Here is a 19,153-nt window from a genome sequence, read left to right on the forward strand (position 1 = left end):
CAATCCACCGGCCTTTTTCGTGGGTGATGGGACCGTGATTTGTGGAAACTTTCCGCTGACGTGCATCCGTTCGCCCTGCCGGAAGCCTCCTTGATGCGTGAAGACCGCAGAGAGAGCCTCATGATCCGAACAATTTCCGTTGCCTGCGCGGCCGCGATCGCCCTTGCGTTCATTCCTGACGTTTCTGCTGCACAGCCGGTGTCGAATGCGGATCCATCCGCCGTGACGATGAGCGCCGCCGATAATCGCGCGGTGGTTCTGTCGCTGGCGCAGGTGCTGCGAGAGCGGTTCGCCTTTCACGATCGGGGCATCGCGGCAGCACGGACGATAGAGGCCATGGAGCGGCGTGGCGCCTTTCGCGAGGCGCGCACCGCCGCCGGATTGTTGGCCCTGATCGACACCCAGATCGCGCCGGTCGTCGATGATCGCCACTTCCGCGTCCGCTATGTGGGGCCTGAAGTGACGGCAGGCTTCAGCGAGGCGCCGCCGACAACGGAAGACGTGGCGGCCTTTCAGGAAGAGGTGCGTCTTCGCGGCGGCGAGATTCCCGAGGTCCGCTGGCTGGCCGGCAATGTGGGCTATCTACGTGTTCGAATGTTCCTGGACAGCCCGCCCAGCGCCGAGAAACTGGCCGCAGGATTGAACATGCTGTCTGATGTCAGCGCGCTGATTATCGATGTCCGGGGCGCGCCTGGAGGCGATCCGGCCGGGGTGGCGAATGCAATTGGCCATCTGGTGAGCGAGCGCACCCCTACCGTCAGAACCCAGAACCCGCACGACGCCACGGCCAGTCGAACCTATTACGCCGAACCCAGGACGCCGAACTTCGCGGACAGGCCGGTCTTTGTGCTGATCGACAAGCGAACCGGCTCCGGCGCTGAAGAGTTCGCCTATGACCTGCAGGCCCTGCGCCGGGCGACCCTGATCGGACAGACGACCTATGGCGCCGCCACGCCGGGTGGTTTTCGACCCCTGGCCAAGGGTTTCGCCGCCTTCATTCCGATGGAGCAGGTCGCCAACACCCTGACCGGCGCGAACTGGGAAGGCGTCGGCGTAAGCCCTGATGTCGAGGTTCCGAGCGAACAGGCTTTGACCCGCGCCCATCGTCTGGCGCTGGAGGCCGTCCTTAAGGACGCACAAGGCGTCCGCCGCGAGATCGCTGAGGAGGGACTGGCCTCGCTGGATGCATCGTCGGGGGATCAGCCCTGACTGCGCCCTTGTCGGATCCAGTCTTTGGTTGAGGTCAGGATTTCATCGGACAGGGCCTCGTCCTCCACGGACCGGGCCAGGATGAGGGCACCGACCATGGCGGACCATGTGCCGATGGCTTCGCGGCGGGCGTCTTCGGCGCTGTCGTGCGTGGACAGGGCGTCGGTGAAGCGTGCGATCTGGGAGGCCACGGCGTCGGACATGACGGTCCGGCCCTCGCCGGACTGGCGCCGGGCGTCGGACGCCAATGCTGCTGTGGCGCAGCCGTGCCCGGGATTGTCGCGATGCCGGGGGGACAGATAATCGTCCACATAGGCGTCCAGACTGGCCGGGCGCCTCTGCAGGCTTTGGTCCGCCAGATGTGACAGGGTTTCAGCGATCAGGTCGTCCTTGGACGAGAAATGGCCGTAGAAGCCGCCGTGCGTCAGACCGGCCGCCTTCATCACCTCGGAGACGCTGACGGCCTCGAACCCCTTTTCGCGGAACCTTTCCCCGGCTGCATCGAGGATGCGTTGGCGGTTCGCCTGCATCTGGTCGCGGCTGACCTTCATGGCCTCGTCTCCTGTTCAGGCATTGACGGATACATGATGGGCGTCATATTTGGCAACAATCATGATGACTGTCATGATTAAACTGGCGACAGGAGCCGACGACATGTCCACCCTTCCTTCCGTTCTCATCACCGGCGCCTCCAGCGGCATCGGGGCGACCTATGCCGACCGGTTCGCGCGGCGCGGGCATGATCTGGTTCTGGTCGCCCGCGACAAGACGCGGATGGAGACCCTGGCTGAACGGCTGCGGGCGGAGACGGGGGTGAAGATCGAGGTGCTGGTCGCCGACCTGACCCGGGTCGAGGATGTGGAGGCGGTCGTGGCGCGTCTGCGGGACGACGAGCGGATCGGGGTTCTGGTCAATAATGCGGGCGCCAGCCTGAGCGGCGGCTTCACCCGACAGGAGGCAGGCGACATCATGAGGCTGGTCAGCCTGAACGCCTCGGCTGTCGCGGCCCTCGCCAGCGCGGTTGCGCCGCGCTTCATCAAGGCGGGGCAGGGAGCGATCATCAATATCGGCTCTGTCGTCGGACTGGCGCCGGAACTGGGTCTGTCGGTCTATGGGGCGACCAAGGCCTTCGTCCTGTATCTGTCGCAGGGTCTGGCCAACGAGCTTGGTCCCAAGGGCGTCTATGTCCAGGCGGTGCTGCCGGCGGCCACGCGCACCGAAATCTGGGATCGCTCCGGCTCGGACCTGAGCAAGATCCCGTCGCTGATGGAGGTGGATGATCTGGTCGATGCGGCCCTGATCGGCTTTGACCGGCGCGAACTGGTCACCATACCGCCGCTGGACGACGCGGGGCTGTGGGACAGGCTGCAGACCGCGCGTCAGGCCATGCTGCCCAGCTTCGGCGTCAACCAACTGGCCGACCGCTACCGCAGCGAGGCCTGAAGTCGCGGCGTGTCCCGCCGTTTCCTTCCAGAAGAAAGGGCCGACGGATCGCTCCGTCGGCCCTTCGTCATTTCAGACTGTCGTTCCGCCTATTCAGCAGCGAAGCGATCCGCATATTCCGGGATCTGGTCGAAGTTCATGTAGCGGTAGACCTCGTCGCGGGCGCCGTCGATGACGCCCATCTCGGCCATGTATTCCGCCACGGTCGGGATGCGGCCCAGCTTGGAGGCGACCGCCGCCAGTTCGGCCGAGGCCAAATAGACGTTCGAACCCTTGCCCAGACGGTTGGGGAAGTTGCGGGTCGAGGTCGAGACGACGGTGGCGCCTTCCTTCACCTGGGCCTGGTTGCCCATGCACAGCGAACAGCCCGGCATCTCCATGCGCGCGCCTGCGCCGCCCAGGGTCGAATAGTGGCCCTCCTTGGTCAGTTCGGCGGCGTCCATCTTGGTCGGCGGGGCGACCCACAGACGGGTCGGGATGTCCTTCTTGCCCTTCAGCAGCAGCGAGGCCGCGCGGAAGTGGCCGATGTTGGTCATGCACGAACCGATGAAGACCTCGTCGATCGGGGTCTCCTGCACCGACGACAGCAGGCGCGCGTCGTCGGGGTCGTTCGGGGCGCACAGGACCGGCTCGGTCACGTCCGCCAGGTCGATCTCGATGACATGGGCGTATTCGGCGTCGGCGTCGGCCTCCAGCAGGGTCGGGGCGGCCAGCCAGGCCTCCATGGCGTCGATGCGGCGCTGAAGCGTGCGGGCGTCGGCGTAGCCATCGGCGATCATGTTCTTCATCAGCACGATGTTGGAGGTCATGTACTCGATGATCGGCTCCTTGTTCAGCTTGACGGTGCAACCCGCCGCCGAACGCTCGGCCGAGGCGTCGGTCAGTTCGAACGCCTGCTCCACCTTCAGGTCCGGCAGACCCTCGATCTCAAGCACGCGGCCCGAGAAGGCGTTGATCTTGCCCGCCTTGGCCACCGTCAGCAGGCCCTGCTGGATGGCGTAATAGGGGATGGCGTGGACCAGATCACGCAGGGTGATGCCCGGCTGAAGCTCGCCCTTGAAGCGGACCAGGATGGATTCCGGCATGTCCAGCGGCATGACGCCGGTGGCCGCGCCAAACGCCACCAGACCCGAACCGGCGGGGAAGGAGATGCCGATGGGGAAGCGGGTGTGGCTGTCGCCGCCCGTGCCGACGGTGTCGGGCAGCAGCAGGCGGTTCAGCCACGAGTGGATCACGCCGTCGCCCGGACGCAGGGCCACGCCGCCGCGGTTGGAGATGAACTCGGGCAGTTCGCGGTGCGTCTTGACGTCGACCGGCTTGGGATAGGCGGCGGTGTGGCAGAAGGACTGCATCACCATGTCGGCCGAGAAGCCCAGGCAGGCCAGGTCCTTCAGCTCGTCGCGCGTCATCGGGCCGGTAGTGTCCTGCGACCCCACGGTGGTCATGCGCGGCTCGCAATAGGTGCCGGGGCGGATGCCCTTGCCTTCCGGCAGGCCGCAGGCGCGGCCGACCATCTTCTGGGCCAGGGTGTAGCCCTTGCCGGTGTCCTCAGGCTCGACCGGCAGGCGGAACACGGTCGAGGCGGGCAGGCCAAGCGTCTCACGCGCACGCGCCGTCAGCGACCGGCCGATGATCAGGTTGATGCGGCCCCCGGCCTGGACCTCGTCCAGCAGGACCTGGTTCTTCAGGGCGAAGGTCTCGACCACGGCGCCGTCGCGCTCGATCTTGCCCTCATAGGGATAAATGTCGATCACATCGCCCATGTTCAGCTGGGTGACGTCCACCTCGATCGGCAGGGCGCCGCTATCTTCCTGGGTGTTGAAGAAGATCGGGGCGATCTTGCCGCCCAGGGTCACGCCGCCGAAACGCTTGTTCGGGACATAGGGGATGTCCTGGCCGGTGGCCCAGATCACGCTGTTGGTCGCCGATTTGCGCGACGAGCCGGTGCCGACCACGTCGCCGACATAGGCGACCAGATGGCCCTTGGCCTTCAGGTCTTCGATGAACTGCATCGGCCCGCGCACGCCGTCCTGCTCGGGCGTGATGCCGGGGCGGGCGTTTTTCAGCATGGCCAGATAGTGCAGCGGAATGTCGGGGCGCGACCAGGCGTCGGGCGCGGGCGACAGGTCGTCGGTGTTGGTTTCGCCCGTCACCTTGAAGACGGTGACAGTGATCTTGTCGGCGACCTTGTCGCGCGAAGTGAACCACTCGGCCTCAGCCCAGGATTCCAGCACGGACTGGGCGTTGGCGGCGCCGGGCTGCTTGCCGCTCTTGGCCAGTTCGGCGACGTCGTGGAAGAAGTCGAACATCAAAAGGGTCTTCTTCAGGCCCTCGGCGGCGGTCTGACCGACGGCGTCGTCGTTCAACAGGTCGATCAGAGGCTTGACGTTATAGCCGCCGACCATGGTGCCCAGCAGTTCGGTGGCGCGCTCACGCGACAGCGACGGCACGGCGAAGTCGCCATGCGCCACGGCGGACAGGAAGGAGGCCTTGACCTTGGCCGCGTCGTCCACGCCGGGCGGCACGCGATGGGCCAGCAGGTCCAGCAGCTCCTGCTCGGATTCTCCGGCGGGCGGGGCCTTGATCAGTTCGATCAGATCGGCGGTCTGCTGCGCCGAGAGCGGAAGCGGCGGAATGCCGAGGGCCGCGCGTTCGGCGACGTGAGTGCGATATGATTCCAGCATGTGCGGCCTTCCTTGATCCGGTCCGCGATCAGGCGCGCCCGCAGGCCCGCCAAACCGCGCGGGGCCTTTCCCACATAAGGAATGGGGTCGCAATAGAAGCGGGGCCGATGCGGCTTCGACCTCTGTCGTAGGCGGAGACCGTGGCCCAGGGGCCTCAGTCGGGCCTTAGTCCAGCTTGAGAGCCTCGGCCAGCAGGCGGGCTTCGGCGGCGCGGCTGGAGCCTGCGCGCCAGGCGACGACGATTTCGCGGTGGGGCGGGGCGCCGTCGGCCTGGTTCTCGAAGGCCCGGATGGCGACGGACGGATTGTCGGCCAGGCCCGCCTGAACCGCCATCCGGGGCAGGAAGGAGACGCCCAGGCCCGAGCCGACCATCTGCACCAGCGTATGCAGGCTGGTGGCGGCGAAGACGTCGTCGCCGCGCGGGGCCTCGATATCCAGCGCCGCCAGGGCGTGGTCGCGCAGGCAGTGGCCGTCTTCCAGCAGGATCAGGTCTTCGGCGCGCAGCGAGCCGGGGCGGATCGGCCCGGGCGCGGCCAGCGGGTGGTCGTGCGGAGCGGCGGCCATGATCTCGTCGTCGCCGATGCGCGCGTGTTCGATGCCCGGCGCATCATAGGGCAGGGCGATGACGGCGGCGTCGATCTGTCCGGCCTTGAGCGCGGCGGTCAGGCGCGGCGTCAGATCCTCGCGGATGAACAGCTTCAGGTTCGGATAGGCGGCCTTCACCGACGGCAGTTTGCGCGGCAGCAGGAAGGGAGCCACGGTCGGGATGACGCCCAGCCGGAAGCGTCCCGACAGGGGGCGGCCCGCGTTCTTGGCGGCCTCGACCAGATCTTCGGTGCGGGCCAGGACGTCTTCGGCGCGGCGAACGGCCTCTGCGCCCACGGCGGTCAGCAGGACGGCGCCGCGCGTGCGTTCGACCACGGGGGCGCCCAGAATCCGCTCAAGCTCCTGCACCCCGGCGCTGAGGGCGGGCTGGCTGACATGGGCGGCCTCGGCGGCGCGCGAGAAGCTGCCGTGCTCGGCCAGAAGCTTGAGATACTGGAGCTGTCGCAGGGTGGGGAGCATGGATGATAGATAGGTGAAATCTATGAAGATGGCAAAGATAATCGATTGGCCTTATCGCGCCAAGCGGTGCTGAATGGCCCCGTCTTCAGAGAGGTCTTCGCCATGTCCGACACCAAAACGCCCCCGACCCTGACCACCAGCGCAGGCGCGCCGGTCGCCGACAACCAGAACAGCCTGACGGCGGGGCCGCGCGGCCCGGTGCTGATGCAGGACTGGCAACTGTTGGAGAAGCTGGCGCACCAGAACCGCGAACGCATCCCCGAACGGGTCGTCCACGCCAAGGGCTGGGGCGCGCACGGGACGCTGCGGATCACGGGCGACATCTCGAAATACACCCGCGCCAAGGTGCTGCAGCCGGGCGCCGAGACGCCGATGCTGGCCCGGTTCTCGACCGTGGCGGGCGAGATGGGCGCGGCGGACCATGAACGCGACGTGCGCGGCTTCTCGCTGAAATTCTACACCGAGGAAGGCAACTGGGATCTGGTGGGCAACAATACGCCGGTCTTCTTCGTGCGCGATCCGCTGAAGTTCCCTGACTTCATCCATACGCAGAAGCGCCACCCCCGGACCAATCTGCGCAGCCCCACAGCCATGTGGGACTTCTGGTCCCAGTCGCCGGAGAGCCTGCATCAGGTGACGACCCTGTTCTCGGATCGGGGTCTGCCGGTCACGCCGATGCATATGAACGGCTATGGCTCGCACACCTACAGCCTGATCAATGCGGCGGGCGAGCGCCACTGGGTCAAGTTCCACTTCAAGACCCGTCAGGGCCACAAACACTACACCAACGCCGAGGGTGAGAAGGTCATCGGCCAGTCGCGCGAGGGCTACCAGGAGGCCCTGTTCGGCGCCATCGAGAGCGGCGCCTTCCCGCAATGGACGGTGCAGGTCCAGATCATGAGCGAGGCCGAGGCGGAGCGGACCGCCTACAACCCGTTCGACCTGACCAAGGTCTGGCCGCATGGCGAGTTCCCGCCCATCGAGATCGGGGTGCTGGAGCTGAACCGCAACGCCGACAACTATTTCGCCGAGATCGAACAGGCCGCCTTCAGCCCGTCCAACATCGTGCCCGGCATCGGCCATTCGCCGGACAAGATGCTGCAGGCGCGGGTGTTCTCCTATGCCGACGCCCACCGCTATCGGCTGGGCACCCACTATGAGGCCCTGCCCGTGAATGCGCCCAGATGCCCGGTGCATCACTATCACAAGGACGGGGCGATGCGGTTCTTCGCCAACAACCCGAACCCGGACGCCTATTACGAGCCGAACAGCTTCGGCGGGCCGGTCCAGACGCCGGAGTACCGCGAGCCGCCGCTGAAGATCACCGGCGACGCCGACCGCTGGGACCATCGCGACGGCAATGACGACTACAGCCAGCCGCGCGCCCTGTTCGAGCTGTTCGACGTCGGTGAACGCCAGCGGCTGTTCTCCAACATGGCGGCGGCCATGCAGGGGGTGCCGGACTTCATCCTGGAGCGCCAGTTCGCCCATCTGGAGAAGGTGCATCCCGACTATGCCGCAGGCGTCCGCGCGGCGGTCGAGGCGGACAAGGCCAAGCCCGCGGAAGATCCGACCACCCTGCCGATGCATCTGCGCGCCGCACGCGGGTTGGAGATCGCCGAATAGTCTGCGGCGAAAAAGGTTGGGAGACCTGAAGCTGACTTGGGCCGGGCGTCGAAAGGCGTCCGGCCTTTCTGCTAGAAAGGCTTCAGGAGACACTGACCATGACCGTGACCGCCCTGATCGACGCCATCCCGGACTATGGGCGGGAGGTCGCGCGCAATCTTCAGGTTCTGGCCGAGGATGAGACCCTGACGGAGCAGCAGAAGTGGGGCTGTTTCCTGGCCTGCGCGCACGGGATCGGCGTCGCCCCGGTGGTGCGGGCTTTTGAGGCCGAGGCGCAGGAAAGGCTGTCGCCAGAGGCCGCCGATGCTGCGCGGTCTGCGGCGGCGCGGATGGGCATGACCAACATCTATTATCGGGCGCTTCACCTGATGCAGAACCGCGAATATTTGGCCCTGCCTACACGGCTGCGGATGAACCTGGCGGCGCCGACGGGCGTGGATCGGCTGGATTTCGAGCTGTGGGCGCTGGCGGTGTCGGCGATCAACGGCTGCGGCGCCTGTCTCGACGCGCACGAGGACGAGTTGAAAAAACACGGCGTGGAACCTGCTGTCGTCCAGACCGCGTTACGCATCGCCGCCGTGGCCCATGCGGCCAGCCGGGTGACGGCTTCGGCTGAGGCGGCCGCTTCGTTTTAGGATAAGCGGTCAGTCAGTGTCGTCATTCCGGGGCGACCGAAGGTCGAACCCGGAACCCAGGAGGCGTACATCCGGGCTGAGTACGTCCGATACCGCAGTCGCCCCCTGGGTTCCGGGTTCTTCGCCACGCTCAGTCCCGGCATGACGAGAGGAGGGGCTGCGAAAGGCGGCTGAACCTAGCCCAGCGGCTTCAGTCTGATTTCGAACAGTTGCGGCCAGCGTTTGCCGGTGACGAACAGCCGCTTGCCCGCCGCATCCCAGGCGATGCCGTTCAGCACATCGTCGTTGGGGTCAATGTCCGGGCCACTGGGAACAAGGCTGCTGAGGTCGATAAAGGCCTTCACATGGCCCGTCGCCGGATCGATGCGGGCGATGCGGCTGTCCTGCCAGATGTTAGCCAACAGTTCGCCGTCGACCCATTCCAGTTCGTTGATCTGGTCCAACGGCTGGCCGTCGGCGGTGACCCGGATGCGGCCGGTCTCGGCCAGGGTCTCGGGGTCGAGGAAGCGGATCTGATCGGTGCCGTCGCTCATGATCAGGCGGGCGCCGTCATTGGTCATGCCCCAGCCCTCGCCCGTATAGGAAAAGCCGCCAAGGGGTGTGAAGTCGTCCAGCTTCCAGATGAAGCCGATCTGGTTGCGCCAGGTCAGGCTGTAGAGCCTGCCGTTCAGGGCCGTGGAGCCTTCGCCGAAATAGATGGTCGGCAGATCACGCTGGCGCAGCACCTCGCCTGTCTCCAGCCGGATCTGCCGGATGAAGGACGGATACAGGCCGGTGCTCTCGTACAGGTGGCCGTCATGGAAGAAGAGGCCCTCGGTGAAGGCCCCGTCGTCATGGGGATAGGTCTTGACCACCTCGAAGCCCTGAACGGGGACGTGGGCTTGCGTCCTCAGGCCCGCGCCCGTCGCCAGCATGAGGCCGAGACTAAGCGCGGCCAGAAGCGACGACGGACGGGGCATGGGCGTCAGACCTTTTCTGCAGCCTCCGCCTCGGCCTTGAGGGCGCGGGCTTCGGCCTGATCAGCCTCGGCGCGGGCACGCTCGGCCAGCTCCTTCTTGGAGGAGGAGCGGCGGCTCAGCATGTTCAGCGCCTCGACACCGGCCGAGAAGGCCATGGCGGCGTAGATGTAGCCCTTCGGCACGTGGAAGCCAAAGCCGTCCGCGATCAGGACCATGCCAATCATCAGAAGGAAGCCCAGGGCCAGCATGACCACGGTCGGGTTCTTGTTGATGAAGTTGGCCAGAGGATCGGCGGCCAGCAGCATTACGGTCACGGCGACCAGGACCGCCACCACCATGATCGGCAGGTGCTCGGTCATGCCAACCGCCGTCAGGATCGAGTCGATCGAGAAGACGATGTCCAGAATGATGATCTGGAAGATGGCCGCGCCGGCGTTGGTGATCATCACGTCCTTCTTGTCCAGGACAGCGGGCGAGGGCGTCGGATCGACGGTGTGGTGGATCTCCTTGGTGGCCTTCCAGACCAGGAACAGGCCGCCCGCGATCAGGATCAGGTCCTTCCACGAGAAGGAATTGCCCATGACGGTGAAGACCGGCTGAACCAGACCCACCAGCCAGGCGATGATGGACAGCAGCGCCAGACGCATGATCAGCGCCAGACCGATGCCGATGCGCCGCACCTTGGAGCGTTGATGTTCGGGCAGTTTATTCGAAAGGATCGAGATGAAGATGAGGTTGTCGATCCCCAGCACCACCTCCATCACAATGAGGGTCACCAACGCGGCCCAGGCGGCCGGATCGGAGAACAGGGGGATGATGCTGTCGAGCATTGAGGTTGGGGGTCCTAGGGAAAAACGTGAACCGAAATCGCTAGGACCGCGCATGGTTCCGATCAAGCGGGCGGGTGCGGCGTTATGGTCGCACCCAGGCGGACGATGCAGGCGCACAGCCATGACGCGCGGCGTTATCGCGCAGGCCTCGACCTTGGTGGGCCATCACACAATGTTGCGAGCAGCAAAACCCCGTGCTATCAGGCGCCCGGCTTGAAGGGGGCGTATTCACGGATACGGCCTCTGTCGTGCTTTTCCTAAGCATTTCAAGCTTCTGACCGATGTGATCCTCACAATCGGTCGCGACCCTGACACAACGACCTCGGACCCTAATCAGTGGCTGATGATTTCAGAACGACGGAAGTCGGCGATCGATACGCACAGGCGCTGTTTGATCTGGCGTTGGAAACTGGCCGTCTGGACGCCGTCCGCGCCGACCTGCAGTCGCTGAAGGCGGCCTGGATCGACAGCGCAGACCTGCGCCGCCTGGCCACCTCGCCGGTGGTCTCGGCCGAGGATCAGGCCAAGGGGTTGGTCGCCATCGCCGCCAAGGCCAAGTTCGAAAAGACCACGTCCAACTTCCTGGGCCTGCTGGCGCAGAACCATCGCGCCAAGGACCTGCCGGGCGTGATCGCCGGTTTCGAGACCCGCTACGCCAAGCACGCCGGCATCGTCGCCGCTGAGGTCGTGTCCGCCCAGGCCCTGGACGCCAAGCAGGTCGCCGCCATCACCGCCGCCCTGTCCAAGGCCCTGGGCAAGGCGCCGGAACTGACCGCCCGCGTCGATCCGTCGATCCTGGGCGGCCTGAAGGTCAAGGTCGGTTCGAAGCTGTTCGACGCCTCGCTGAAGACCAAGCTCGACCAGATGAAGTTCGCCCTCAAGCGGGCTTAAGGCCTGCCCCGATCCACAAGAATGTAGCGCGCCTGAACGGCGCAACCGCAAAGACTGAAGAACAGAGAGCCCGTCATGGACATCCGCGCCGCTGAAATCTCGGCCATCCTCAAGTCGCAGATCGCCAACTTCGGCGTCGAAGCCGACGTTTCCGACGTCGGCAGCGTGCTGTCGGTCGGTGACGGCATCGCCCGCATCCACGGTCTGGACAATGTCCAGGCTGGTGAAATGGTCGAGTTCCCCAAGGCCGGCGTGAAGGGCATGGCCCTGAACCTGGAGCGCGACAACGTCGGCGCCGTGATCTTCGGCGCCGACGCCGCGATCGCTGAGGGCGACGACGTGCGCCGCCTGGGCGAAATCGTGGACGTGCCGGTCGGCAAGGGTCTGCTGGGCCGCGTGGTCAACCCGCTGGGCGAGCCGATCGACGGCAAGGGCCCGATCGAGTTCACCGAGCGCCGCCGCGTGGACGTCAAGGCGCCCGGCATCATCCCGCGCAAGTCGGTTCACGAGCCGATGCAGACGGGCATGAAGGCTATCGACACCCTGATCCCCGTCGGCCGCGGCCAGCGCGAGTTGATCATCGGCGACCGTCAGGTCGGCAAGACGGCTGTCGCCGTCGATACCATCCTGAACCAGAAAGCCGTCAACAAGACCGACGACGAGTCGGCCAAGCTGTACTGCATCTACGTCGCCATCGGTCAGAAGCGTTCGACCGTCGCCCAGATCGTCAAGACCCTCGAAGAGTCCGGCGCCCTGGAATACACGATCGTCGTCGCCGCCACGGCTTCGGAACCGGCCCCGCTGCAGTTCCTGGCGCCGTTCGCCGGCACCGCCATGGGCGAGTATTTCCGCGACAACGGCATGCACGGCCTGATCATCTATGATGACCTTTCCAAGCAGGCTGTGGCCTATCGCCAGATGTCCCTGCTGCTGCGCCGTCCGCCCGGCCGTGAAGCCTACCCGGGCGACGTCTTCTACCTGCACAGCCGCCTGCTGGAGCGTTCGGCCAAGCTGAACGAAGACTACGGCTCGGGCTCGCTGACCGCCCTGCCGATCATCGAAACCCAGGCGAACGACGTTTCGGCCTACATCCCGACCAACGTGATCTCGATCACCGACGGCCAGATCTTCCTGGAATCGGACCTGTTCTATCAGGGCATCCGTCCGGCCGTGAACGTCGGCATCTCGGTGTCGCGCGTGGGCTCGTCGGCTCAGACCAAGGCGATGAAGAAGGTCGCCGGCACCATCAAGGGCGAGCTGGCCCAGTATCGTGAAATGGCCGCCTTCGCCAAGTTCGGCTCGGACCTGGACGCCTCGACCCAGAAGCTGCTGGCGCGCGGCGCCCGTCTGACCGAGTTGCTGAAGCAGCCGCAATACTCGCCGCTGGCGATGGAAGAGCAGGTTGTGTCGGTTTACGCCGGTACGCGCGGTTACATCGACGGCATCGCTGTCGGCGACGTGGGCCGCTTCGAGAAGGAGCTGCTGGCGCGCATCCATGCGAACCACGCCTCGCTGCTCGAAGGCATCCGCACCAAGAAGGACCTGACCTCGGACCTCGAAGCCGAGCTGAAGGACATCCTGGCCGCCTTCGTCAAGACCTTCGCCTGAGCCCCTCCGGAAAGCTGAGAGAGTAAAGCCGGATGGCCAGCCTCAAGGAAATGCGCAATCGGATCGGAAGCGTGAAAGCCACGCAGAAGATCACGAAAGCCATGCAGATGGTCGCCGCGGCCAAGCTGAAGCGCGCCCAGGATCAGGCCGAAAGCGCCCGTCCCTATGCGCAGAAGATGGCCTCGGTCATCGCCAACCTGGCCGCCGGCGTCTCGGGCGCCGATGCGCCCAAGCTGCTGGCCGGCACGGGCGACGACCAGCGCCACCTGATCGTGGTGGCCACGGCGGACAAGGGTCTGGCGGGTGGTTTCTCGACCAACGTCATCCGCGCCGCGCGTGAACGGATCAACAGCCTGATCGCGTCCGGAAAGGACGTGAAGATCATCGCCGTTGGCCGCAAGTCGCGCGACCAGCTGTCGCGTCTGTACGGCGACAAGGTGATCCACACCTTCGAACTGTCGGCGAACAAGACCATCGGTCTGCCTTCGGCCCAGCCGGTCGCGGAAATGATCGCCACGGCGTTCGAGGACGGTCAGGCCGACGTGGTCACCCTGTTCTACAGCCAGTTCAAGTCGGTGATCCAACAGGTCCCGACCGGCAAGCAACTGATCCCGGCCGTGGTCGAGGGCGATGCGCAGCCGATCGATCTGAACGGCGCGGTCTATGAGTATGAGCCGTCGGAAGAGGAAATCCTCGAAACCCTGCTTCCGCGCAACCTGACGACCCAGATCCTGGCCGCTCTGTACGAGAACCAGGCGGGCTTCTTCGGTTCGCAGATGGCGGCGATGGATAACGCCACGCGTAACGCGGGCGATCTCATCAATGCCTTGACGCTGCAATACAACCGCAAGCGCCAAGCCCAGATCACCACCGAACTGATCGAGATCATCGCCGGCGCCGAAGCCCTCTGATCCCGACCGCACAGACATTCCGATACGGACCCCAGCCATGACCGACACCGTCGCCCCTCCCGCCGCCAAGAAACCCGCAGCCAAGAAACCCGCCGCCAAGAAGGCGCCCGCCGCCTCGGCTGCGACCGGCGCCGCCGCAACCGGCCGCATCGCCCAGGTCATCGGCGCTGTCGTCGACGTTGAGTTCACCGGCGCCTTGCCGGCGATCCTGAACGCCCTGCACACCCAGAACGTCGACCAGAAGACGGGCGAGCCCTTCACGCTGGTGCTGGAAGTCGCCCAGCACCTCGGCGAGAACATGGTCCGCACCATCTCGATGGACACAACCGAAGGTCTGACGCGCGGCCAGGCCGTGACGGACACCGGCACCTCGATCCAGACCCCGGTCGGTCCGGGCGTGCTGGGCCGCATCATGAACGTCGTCGGCCAGCCGATCGACGAAGCCGGTCCGATCCAGACCACGGAATACCGCCCGATCCACCGCGAGGCGCCGACCTTCGAGGAACAGACGACCTCGTCTGAAATCCTGGTCACGGGCATCAAGGTGATCGACCTGATCTGCCCCTACACCAAGGGCGGCAAGATCGGCCTGTTCGGCGGCGCCGGCGTCGGCAAGACCGTCACCATGCAGGAACTGATCAACAACATCGCCAAGGCTTACGGCGGTTACTCGGTTCTGGCCGGCGTGGGTGAGCGCACCCGCGAAGGCAACGACCTGTATCACGAGATGATCGAGTCCAACGTGAACGTGGACCCGACCAAGAACAACGGCTCGACCGAAGGCTCCAAGTGCGCCCTGGTTTACGGCCAGATGAACGAGCCTCCCGGCGCCCGCGCCCGCGTCGCCCTGACCGGCCTGGCCCAGGCCGAGTATTTCCGCGACGAAGAAGGCAAGGACGTTCTGCTGTTCGTCGACAACATCTTCCGCTTCACCCAGGCCGGTTCGGAAGTGTCGGCTCTGCTGGGCCGCATCCCGTCCGCCGTGGGCTATCAGCCGACGCTGGCCACCGAGATGGGCAACCTGCAAGAGCGCATCACCTCGACCAAGAAGGGCTCGATCACCTCGGTCCAGGCCATCTACGTCCCGGCCGATGACCCCACCGACCCCGCGCCTGCCGCCTCGTTCGCCCACCTGGACGCAACGACCATGCTGTCGCGTGACATCGCCGCCCAGGCCATCTTCCCGGCCGTTGACCCGCTGGACTCGACCTCGCGGATCATGGACCCGCTGGTCATCGGCGAGGAGCACTACCAGGTCGCCCGTTCGGTCCAGGAAGTGCTGCAGCAGTACAAGGGCCTGAAGGACATCATCGCCATCCTGGGCATGGATGAGCTGTCGGAAGAGGACAAGCTGGTCGTTTCGCGCGCCCGCAAGATCCAGCGCTTCCTGTCGCAGCCCTTCTTCGTGGCTGAACAGTTCACCAACTCGCCCGGCAAGTTCGTCGAGCTGGCCGACACGATCCGCTCGTTCAAGGGCATCGTCGCCGGTGAGTACGACCATCTGCCGGAAGCCGCCTTCTACATGGTCGGCGCCATCGAAGAGGCCGTCGCCAAGGCCGAGAAGATGGCTGCGGAAGCCTGATCATGGCTGGCAAGCTGAACTTCTCCCTCGTCTCGCCGGAACGCGAGGTCTTTTCGGGCCTCGTGGACCAGGTGGATGCGCCGGGCGTCGAGGGCGACTTCGGCGTGCTGCCGGACCATGCGCCCTTCATGACCGCCCTGCGCGAAGGTCTGGTGACCGTCTATAACAACGGCGCCAAGACCCAGTACGACGTCCACGGCGGCTTCGCCGACGTCAACGGCGAAGGCCTGACCATCCTGGCCGAACAGGCGACCGAGGTCGTCGCGGCCTGATCCTGATGTAAGGATCGAAACGATTTGAGGCCCTGTGCTCCGGCGCAGGGCCTTTTTCGTGCGCGCTTGCCGGGTTAGGACCGGGGCATGACCGACGCCATCGAAATCCACGGCCAGAACGATCCGCGCTTTGATGCGGTGCGCGAGGCCTTCGCCGCCAACTTCACTGATGCGCCCGAGGGGCTGAACGAGCAGGCGGCGCGCTTCAGCGTGCTGGTCGAGGGCGAGGCTGTCGTCGATCTGTGGGCCGGATATGCGGACACGGCCAGGACCACGCCCTTCACCGACACGACCCTGACCTCGGTCTTCTCGACCGGCAAGGCGGTGATGGCCTTGTTGATGGCGAAGGCGGTCGAGGCGGGTCAGGTCAACTATGATCAGACGGTCGCCTCGCTGTGGCCCGAGTTCGGGGCGGCCGGCAAACAGGAGGTGACGGTGGCCCAGCTTCTGAGCCACCAGGCGGGCCTGCCGGGCTTTTCCGAGGCGGTTGATCCGGCCATCTGGTTCGATATCCCCGCCGTGCTGGAGCGGCTGGCGGCCCAGGCGCCGATGTGGGCGCCGGGAACGGCGTCCGGCTATCACCCGATCACGGTCGGCTATCTGGCCAATGAGGTCTATCGCCGGGCGACGGGTCGGACGATGGGCCAGGCGTTGCGCCAGGACTTCGCCGATCTGGATCTGTGGATCGGCCTGCCCGACAGCGAACACGGGCGCGTGGCGCAGATGAGAAAGCCCACGGCGGCGCCCAGTCTTGGGACCATCGACCCGATCAAACAGGCGGCCTTCCTGGATCGCGGCTCGGCGCCGGGCGGGCGTGGTTCGGCGGAATGGCGCAAGATGGAGATCCCGTCGGCCAATCTGCACGGCACGGCCCTGGGTCTGGCCACGCTGCTAGGCGTGGTCGCCAATGAAGGGCGTCTGGGCGCGCGCACGGTGCTGTCGGGCCAGACGCTGGAGCAACTGACCCGCGAGCGCATCCACGGTCAGGACAAGGTGTTGCCCTATGTCATCAGCTGGGCGGCGGGATTGATGCGCAACGACGGCCTGAACGTCTTCGGCCCGAATGAAGCCTGGGGCCATTACGGCTGGGGCGGGTCGATGGCCATGGCGGACCCGTCACAGCGCTTGTCAGCGGCCTATGTGATGACGCGCCAGTCGCCGCACCTGATCGGCGATCCCCGCCCCCGGCGCCTGCTGGAGGCGGTTTACGCGGCCCTCTAGACCGTCTCGACGGCGCGGATGGCCTCGCGGGCGGCGCGGCTGCGGCGGAAGGCGGCCGCGGCGAAGACGCCCGCCCCGGCCCAGATGAAGGCGAAGGAGATGATCCGCAGCAGGGTCAGCTTCTCGCCCGCCCAGACGCCGCAGGCGAACTGAAGCGTCGGCGCCAGAAACTGGATGAAGCCCACCGTCGACAGCGGCAGACGACGCGCCGACCAGGCGAACAGGGCCAGAGGAACAACGGTCGCGGGGCCGCTGAACAAGGCCCAGGCCAGACCTGTCGGCGACGAGAAGCCGACCGCCTGACCGTGGGTGACCAGCCAGCCCAGGAAGGTCGCGCCGATGGGCAGAAGCACCAGACATTCGACGAACAGGCCCGTCTGGGCCGAGGCCTGAACCCGCTTCCGGATCACCGCATAGGCGCAGAAGGTCAGGGCCAGGGTCAGGCCGATGATCGGCACATGGCCCAGGGCGATGGTCTGGATCACCACCCCGACCGCCGCCAGCCCAATGGCCAGGCCGCTGAGCCGGTCGATCTTCTCACGGAACAGCACCGCCCCCGCCGCCATGTTGAGCAGGGGATTGATGTAATAGCCCAGGCTGGCTTCCAGCGTCGCGTGGTGGGTGGTGGCGACGACGTAAAGGCTCCAGTTGGTGCCGATCAGCAGGGCCGACACGATCAGCCAGCCGAAGATGCGCGGATTGGCCAGGGCCTGGCGCGCCTCCGCCGACTGGCCCGCCAGCAACAGAACGATGGCGGCGATGAACACCGACCAGACGGCGCGGTGCGCCAGGATCTCAGGCGCCGTGAACCCATGCGCCGCCATGGCCATGAACAGCAGTGGCAGCAGACCCCACAGGGTGTAGCAGGCGATGGCGGTGCCGACGGCGCGACCGTCTGTAGGCGTGGCTGTGGCGGTTGCGCTCATGGCGGCGGGCTTTCGGTTCGTCCGGGGAGGGACGGAGAGCGGGCAACAGGCTCGTCATCCTCCGCGCCGCGCTGGCGCTGCGGGAGGATGACGAAGGCCGGGATCAGATGGTGATGGAGCGATAGCCGGACGAGGACTTGATGACGCCCGTCTCGTCCAGAAGCTGGGCGATCTGGATGGCGTTCAGGGCGGCGCCCTTGCGCAGGTTGTCGGACACCACCCACAGGTTCAGGCCGTTCTCGACCGTCGGGTCCTTGCGTATGCGCGACACATAGACAGCATGCTCGCCCGCCGCGTCGACCGGGGTGATATAGCCGTCGTGCTCCTGCTTATCGATCACCAGCACCCCCGGCGCCTCGCGCAGGATGGCGCGGGCTTCGTCAGGCGCGATCGGACGGTCGAACTCGACGTTCACAGCTTCTGAGTGACCCACGAAGACCGGCACGCGCACGCAGGTGACCGTGACCTGGATGTTCGGGTCCAGCATCTTGTGCGTCTCGTCCGACATCTTCTGCTCTTCGTCGGTCGAGCCGTCTTCGAGGAACGAGCCGATGTAGGGGATGACGTTGAAGGCGATCTGTTTGGGGAACTTCTTGGGACGCGCGTCGCCCAGGCCGTAGATGGCCTTGGTCTGGTTCCACAGCTCGTCCATGCCTTCCTTGCCGGCGCCGGACACTGACTGATAGGTCGAGACCACCACCCGCTTGATCCTGGCGGCGTCATGCAGGGGCTTCAGCGCCGTGACCAGCTGGATGGTCGAGCAGTTGGGGTTGGCGATGATGTTCTTCTTGGTCGCGTCCTTGATGGCGTCCGGGTTCACCTCGGGCACGATCAGCGGCACGTCGGCGTCCTTGCGGAAGGCCGAGGAGTTGTCGATCACGATGGGACCGGCCTTGCCGATCTTCTCCGACCATTCCTTGGACACCGCGCCGCCGGCGGACATCAGGACGATGTCGACCGACGAAAAGTCGAACTGTTCGATGTCCTGGCATTTGATGGTCTTGTCGCCGAAGGAGACCTCCACGCCCTTGGACTTGCGCGAGGCGATGGCGTGAATCTCATCCACGGGGAATTCGACTTCCTCCAGGATGTTCAGCATTTCGCGGCCCACATTGCCCGTGGCTCCGACGATGGCGACGCGATAACCCATGATGCTTGGTCCTTCGGACGCGCTAACGCTCGGCTCAGCGGAGCCTCGCTGCTTGAGCGCGATTTATGGTGTGATGTGCATTTAGGCGTTCGCAGCCGCGAAGCAATCGCTTTTCGGCGCGGGGGACTTTAAGCAGGGCCG

Annotated in this window: 17 protein-coding genes; 10 read left to right on the forward strand and 7 right to left on the reverse strand. The window is 65.7% G+C overall.

Annotation, left to right across the window (positions count from 1 at the left end; genetic code table 11):
* Positions 1 to 228: 228 nt before the first annotated feature.
* Positions 229 to 1,209, forward strand: coding sequence for a S41 family peptidase (locus tag KWG56_RS15980; RefSeq protein ID WP_244999754.1), 981 nt, complete (start codon positions 229 to 231; stop codon positions 1,207 to 1,209).
* On the opposite strand, the gene KWG56_RS15985 is transcribed toward KWG56_RS15980, so the two are convergent.
* Positions 1,200 to 1,760: a TetR/AcrR family transcriptional regulator gene (locus KWG56_RS15985; RefSeq protein WP_219352889.1), complete on the reverse strand. Its 561-nt coding sequence runs from the start codon at positions 1,758 to 1,760 to the stop codon at positions 1,200 to 1,202. The genes KWG56_RS15980 and KWG56_RS15985 overlap by 10 nt on opposite strands.
* A gap of 103 nt (positions 1,761 to 1,863) precedes the next feature.
* Here KWG56_RS15985 and KWG56_RS15990 point away from each other — a divergent pair, with 103 nt between their 5' ends.
* Complete coding sequence (locus tag KWG56_RS15990; RefSeq protein ID WP_219352890.1) at positions 1,864 to 2,652, forward strand: SDR family NAD(P)-dependent oxidoreductase; 789 nt, start codon at positions 1,864 to 1,866, stop codon at positions 2,650 to 2,652.
* Between the two features lie 89 nt (positions 2,653 to 2,741).
* Here the strand turns inward: KWG56_RS15990 and acnB are convergent, their stop codons facing one another.
* On the reverse strand, positions 2,742 to 5,336 hold the full coding sequence (gene acnB, locus KWG56_RS15995; protein WP_219352891.1) for a bifunctional aconitate hydratase 2/2-methylisocitrate dehydratase: 2,595 nt from the start codon (positions 5,334 to 5,336) through the stop codon (positions 2,742 to 2,744).
* A gap of 165 nt (positions 5,337 to 5,501) precedes the next feature.
* Positions 5,502 to 6,401 carry a hydrogen peroxide-inducible genes activator gene (locus KWG56_RS16000; protein WP_219352892.1) on the reverse strand — a complete coding sequence of 300 codons (900 nt, stop codon included), beginning with the start codon at positions 6,399 to 6,401 and terminating at the stop codon, positions 5,502 to 5,504.
* A 102-nt stretch (positions 6,402 to 6,503) separates the two neighbouring features.
* On the opposite strand from KWG56_RS16000, the gene KWG56_RS16005 reads away from it, so the two are divergent.
* Positions 6,504 to 8,027: a catalase gene (locus tag KWG56_RS16005; protein ID WP_219352893.1), complete on the forward strand. Its 1,524-nt coding sequence runs from the start codon at positions 6,504 to 6,506 to the stop codon at positions 8,025 to 8,027.
* 98 nt (positions 8,028 to 8,125) lie between these two features.
* Positions 8,126 to 8,662, forward strand: coding sequence for an alkylhydroperoxidase, AhpD family (ahpD, locus tag KWG56_RS16010; RefSeq protein WP_219352894.1), 537 nt, complete (start codon positions 8,126 to 8,128; stop codon positions 8,660 to 8,662).
* A gap of 176 nt (positions 8,663 to 8,838) precedes the next feature.
* On the opposite strand, the gene KWG56_RS16015 is transcribed toward ahpD, so the two are convergent.
* A complete protein-coding gene (locus KWG56_RS16015; RefSeq protein WP_219352895.1) occupies positions 8,839 to 9,621 on the reverse strand; it encodes a glutaminyl-peptide cyclotransferase in 783 nt (260 codons plus the stop codon).
* Between the two features lie 5 nt (positions 9,622 to 9,626).
* Entirely contained in the window at positions 9,627 to 10,451 is an 825-nt protein-coding gene (locus KWG56_RS16020; RefSeq protein ID WP_201099677.1) for a TerC family protein, read from the reverse strand.
* Between the two features lie 336 nt (positions 10,452 to 10,787).
* On the opposite strand from KWG56_RS16020, the gene KWG56_RS16025 reads away from it, so the two are divergent.
* The 6 genes from KWG56_RS16025 to KWG56_RS16050 all read left to right on the forward strand — a co-directional run bounded on the left by KWG56_RS16025 (position 10,788) and on the right by KWG56_RS16050 (position 16,936).
* Positions 10,788 to 11,342: a F0F1 ATP synthase subunit delta gene (locus KWG56_RS16025; protein WP_201099676.1), complete on the forward strand. Its 555-nt coding sequence runs from the start codon at positions 10,788 to 10,790 to the stop codon at positions 11,340 to 11,342.
* A 75-nt stretch (positions 11,343 to 11,417) separates the two neighbouring features.
* Positions 11,418 to 12,950 carry a F0F1 ATP synthase subunit alpha gene (atpA, locus tag KWG56_RS16030; RefSeq protein ID WP_219352896.1) on the forward strand — a complete coding sequence of 511 codons (1,533 nt, stop codon included), beginning with the start codon at positions 11,418 to 11,420 and terminating at the stop codon, positions 12,948 to 12,950.
* Between the two features lie 32 nt (positions 12,951 to 12,982).
* Positions 12,983 to 13,861, forward strand: coding sequence for a F0F1 ATP synthase subunit gamma (locus KWG56_RS16035; RefSeq protein ID WP_219352897.1), 879 nt, complete (start codon positions 12,983 to 12,985; stop codon positions 13,859 to 13,861).
* A gap of 37 nt (positions 13,862 to 13,898) precedes the next feature.
* The gene (gene atpD, locus KWG56_RS16040) at positions 13,899 to 15,443 is read left to right on the forward strand and encodes a F0F1 ATP synthase subunit beta (protein WP_219352898.1); all 1,545 of its coding nucleotides are present in this window, start codon (positions 13,899 to 13,901) and stop codon (positions 15,441 to 15,443) included.
* A 2-nt stretch (positions 15,444 to 15,445) separates the two neighbouring features.
* Positions 15,446 to 15,715: an ATP synthase F1 subunit epsilon gene (locus tag KWG56_RS16045; RefSeq protein WP_017506810.1), complete on the forward strand. Its 270-nt coding sequence runs from the start codon at positions 15,446 to 15,448 to the stop codon at positions 15,713 to 15,715.
* An 87-nt stretch (positions 15,716 to 15,802) separates the two neighbouring features.
* On the forward strand, positions 15,803 to 16,936 hold the full coding sequence (locus tag KWG56_RS16050; RefSeq protein ID WP_219352899.1) for a serine hydrolase domain-containing protein: 1,134 nt from the start codon (positions 15,803 to 15,805) through the stop codon (positions 16,934 to 16,936).
* Here KWG56_RS16050 and rarD read toward each other — a convergent pair.
* Positions 16,933 to 17,862 carry an EamA family transporter RarD gene (gene rarD / locus KWG56_RS16055; protein ID WP_219352900.1) on the reverse strand — a complete coding sequence of 310 codons (930 nt, stop codon included), beginning with the start codon at positions 17,860 to 17,862 and terminating at the stop codon, positions 16,933 to 16,935. The two genes, KWG56_RS16050 and rarD, sit on opposite strands and share 4 nt — an antisense overlap.
* A 103-nt stretch (positions 17,863 to 17,965) precedes the next feature.
* A complete protein-coding gene (locus KWG56_RS16060) occupies positions 17,966 to 19,012 on the reverse strand; it encodes an aspartate-semialdehyde dehydrogenase (protein ID WP_219352901.1) in 1,047 nt (348 codons plus the stop codon).
* Positions 19,013 to 19,153: the final 141 nt, after the last annotated feature.

The sequence above is a fragment of the Brevundimonas nasdae genome (assembly GCF_019395145.1).
GTDB classification, from domain to species: domain Bacteria; phylum Pseudomonadota; class Alphaproteobacteria; order Caulobacterales; family Caulobacteraceae; genus Brevundimonas; species Brevundimonas nasdae.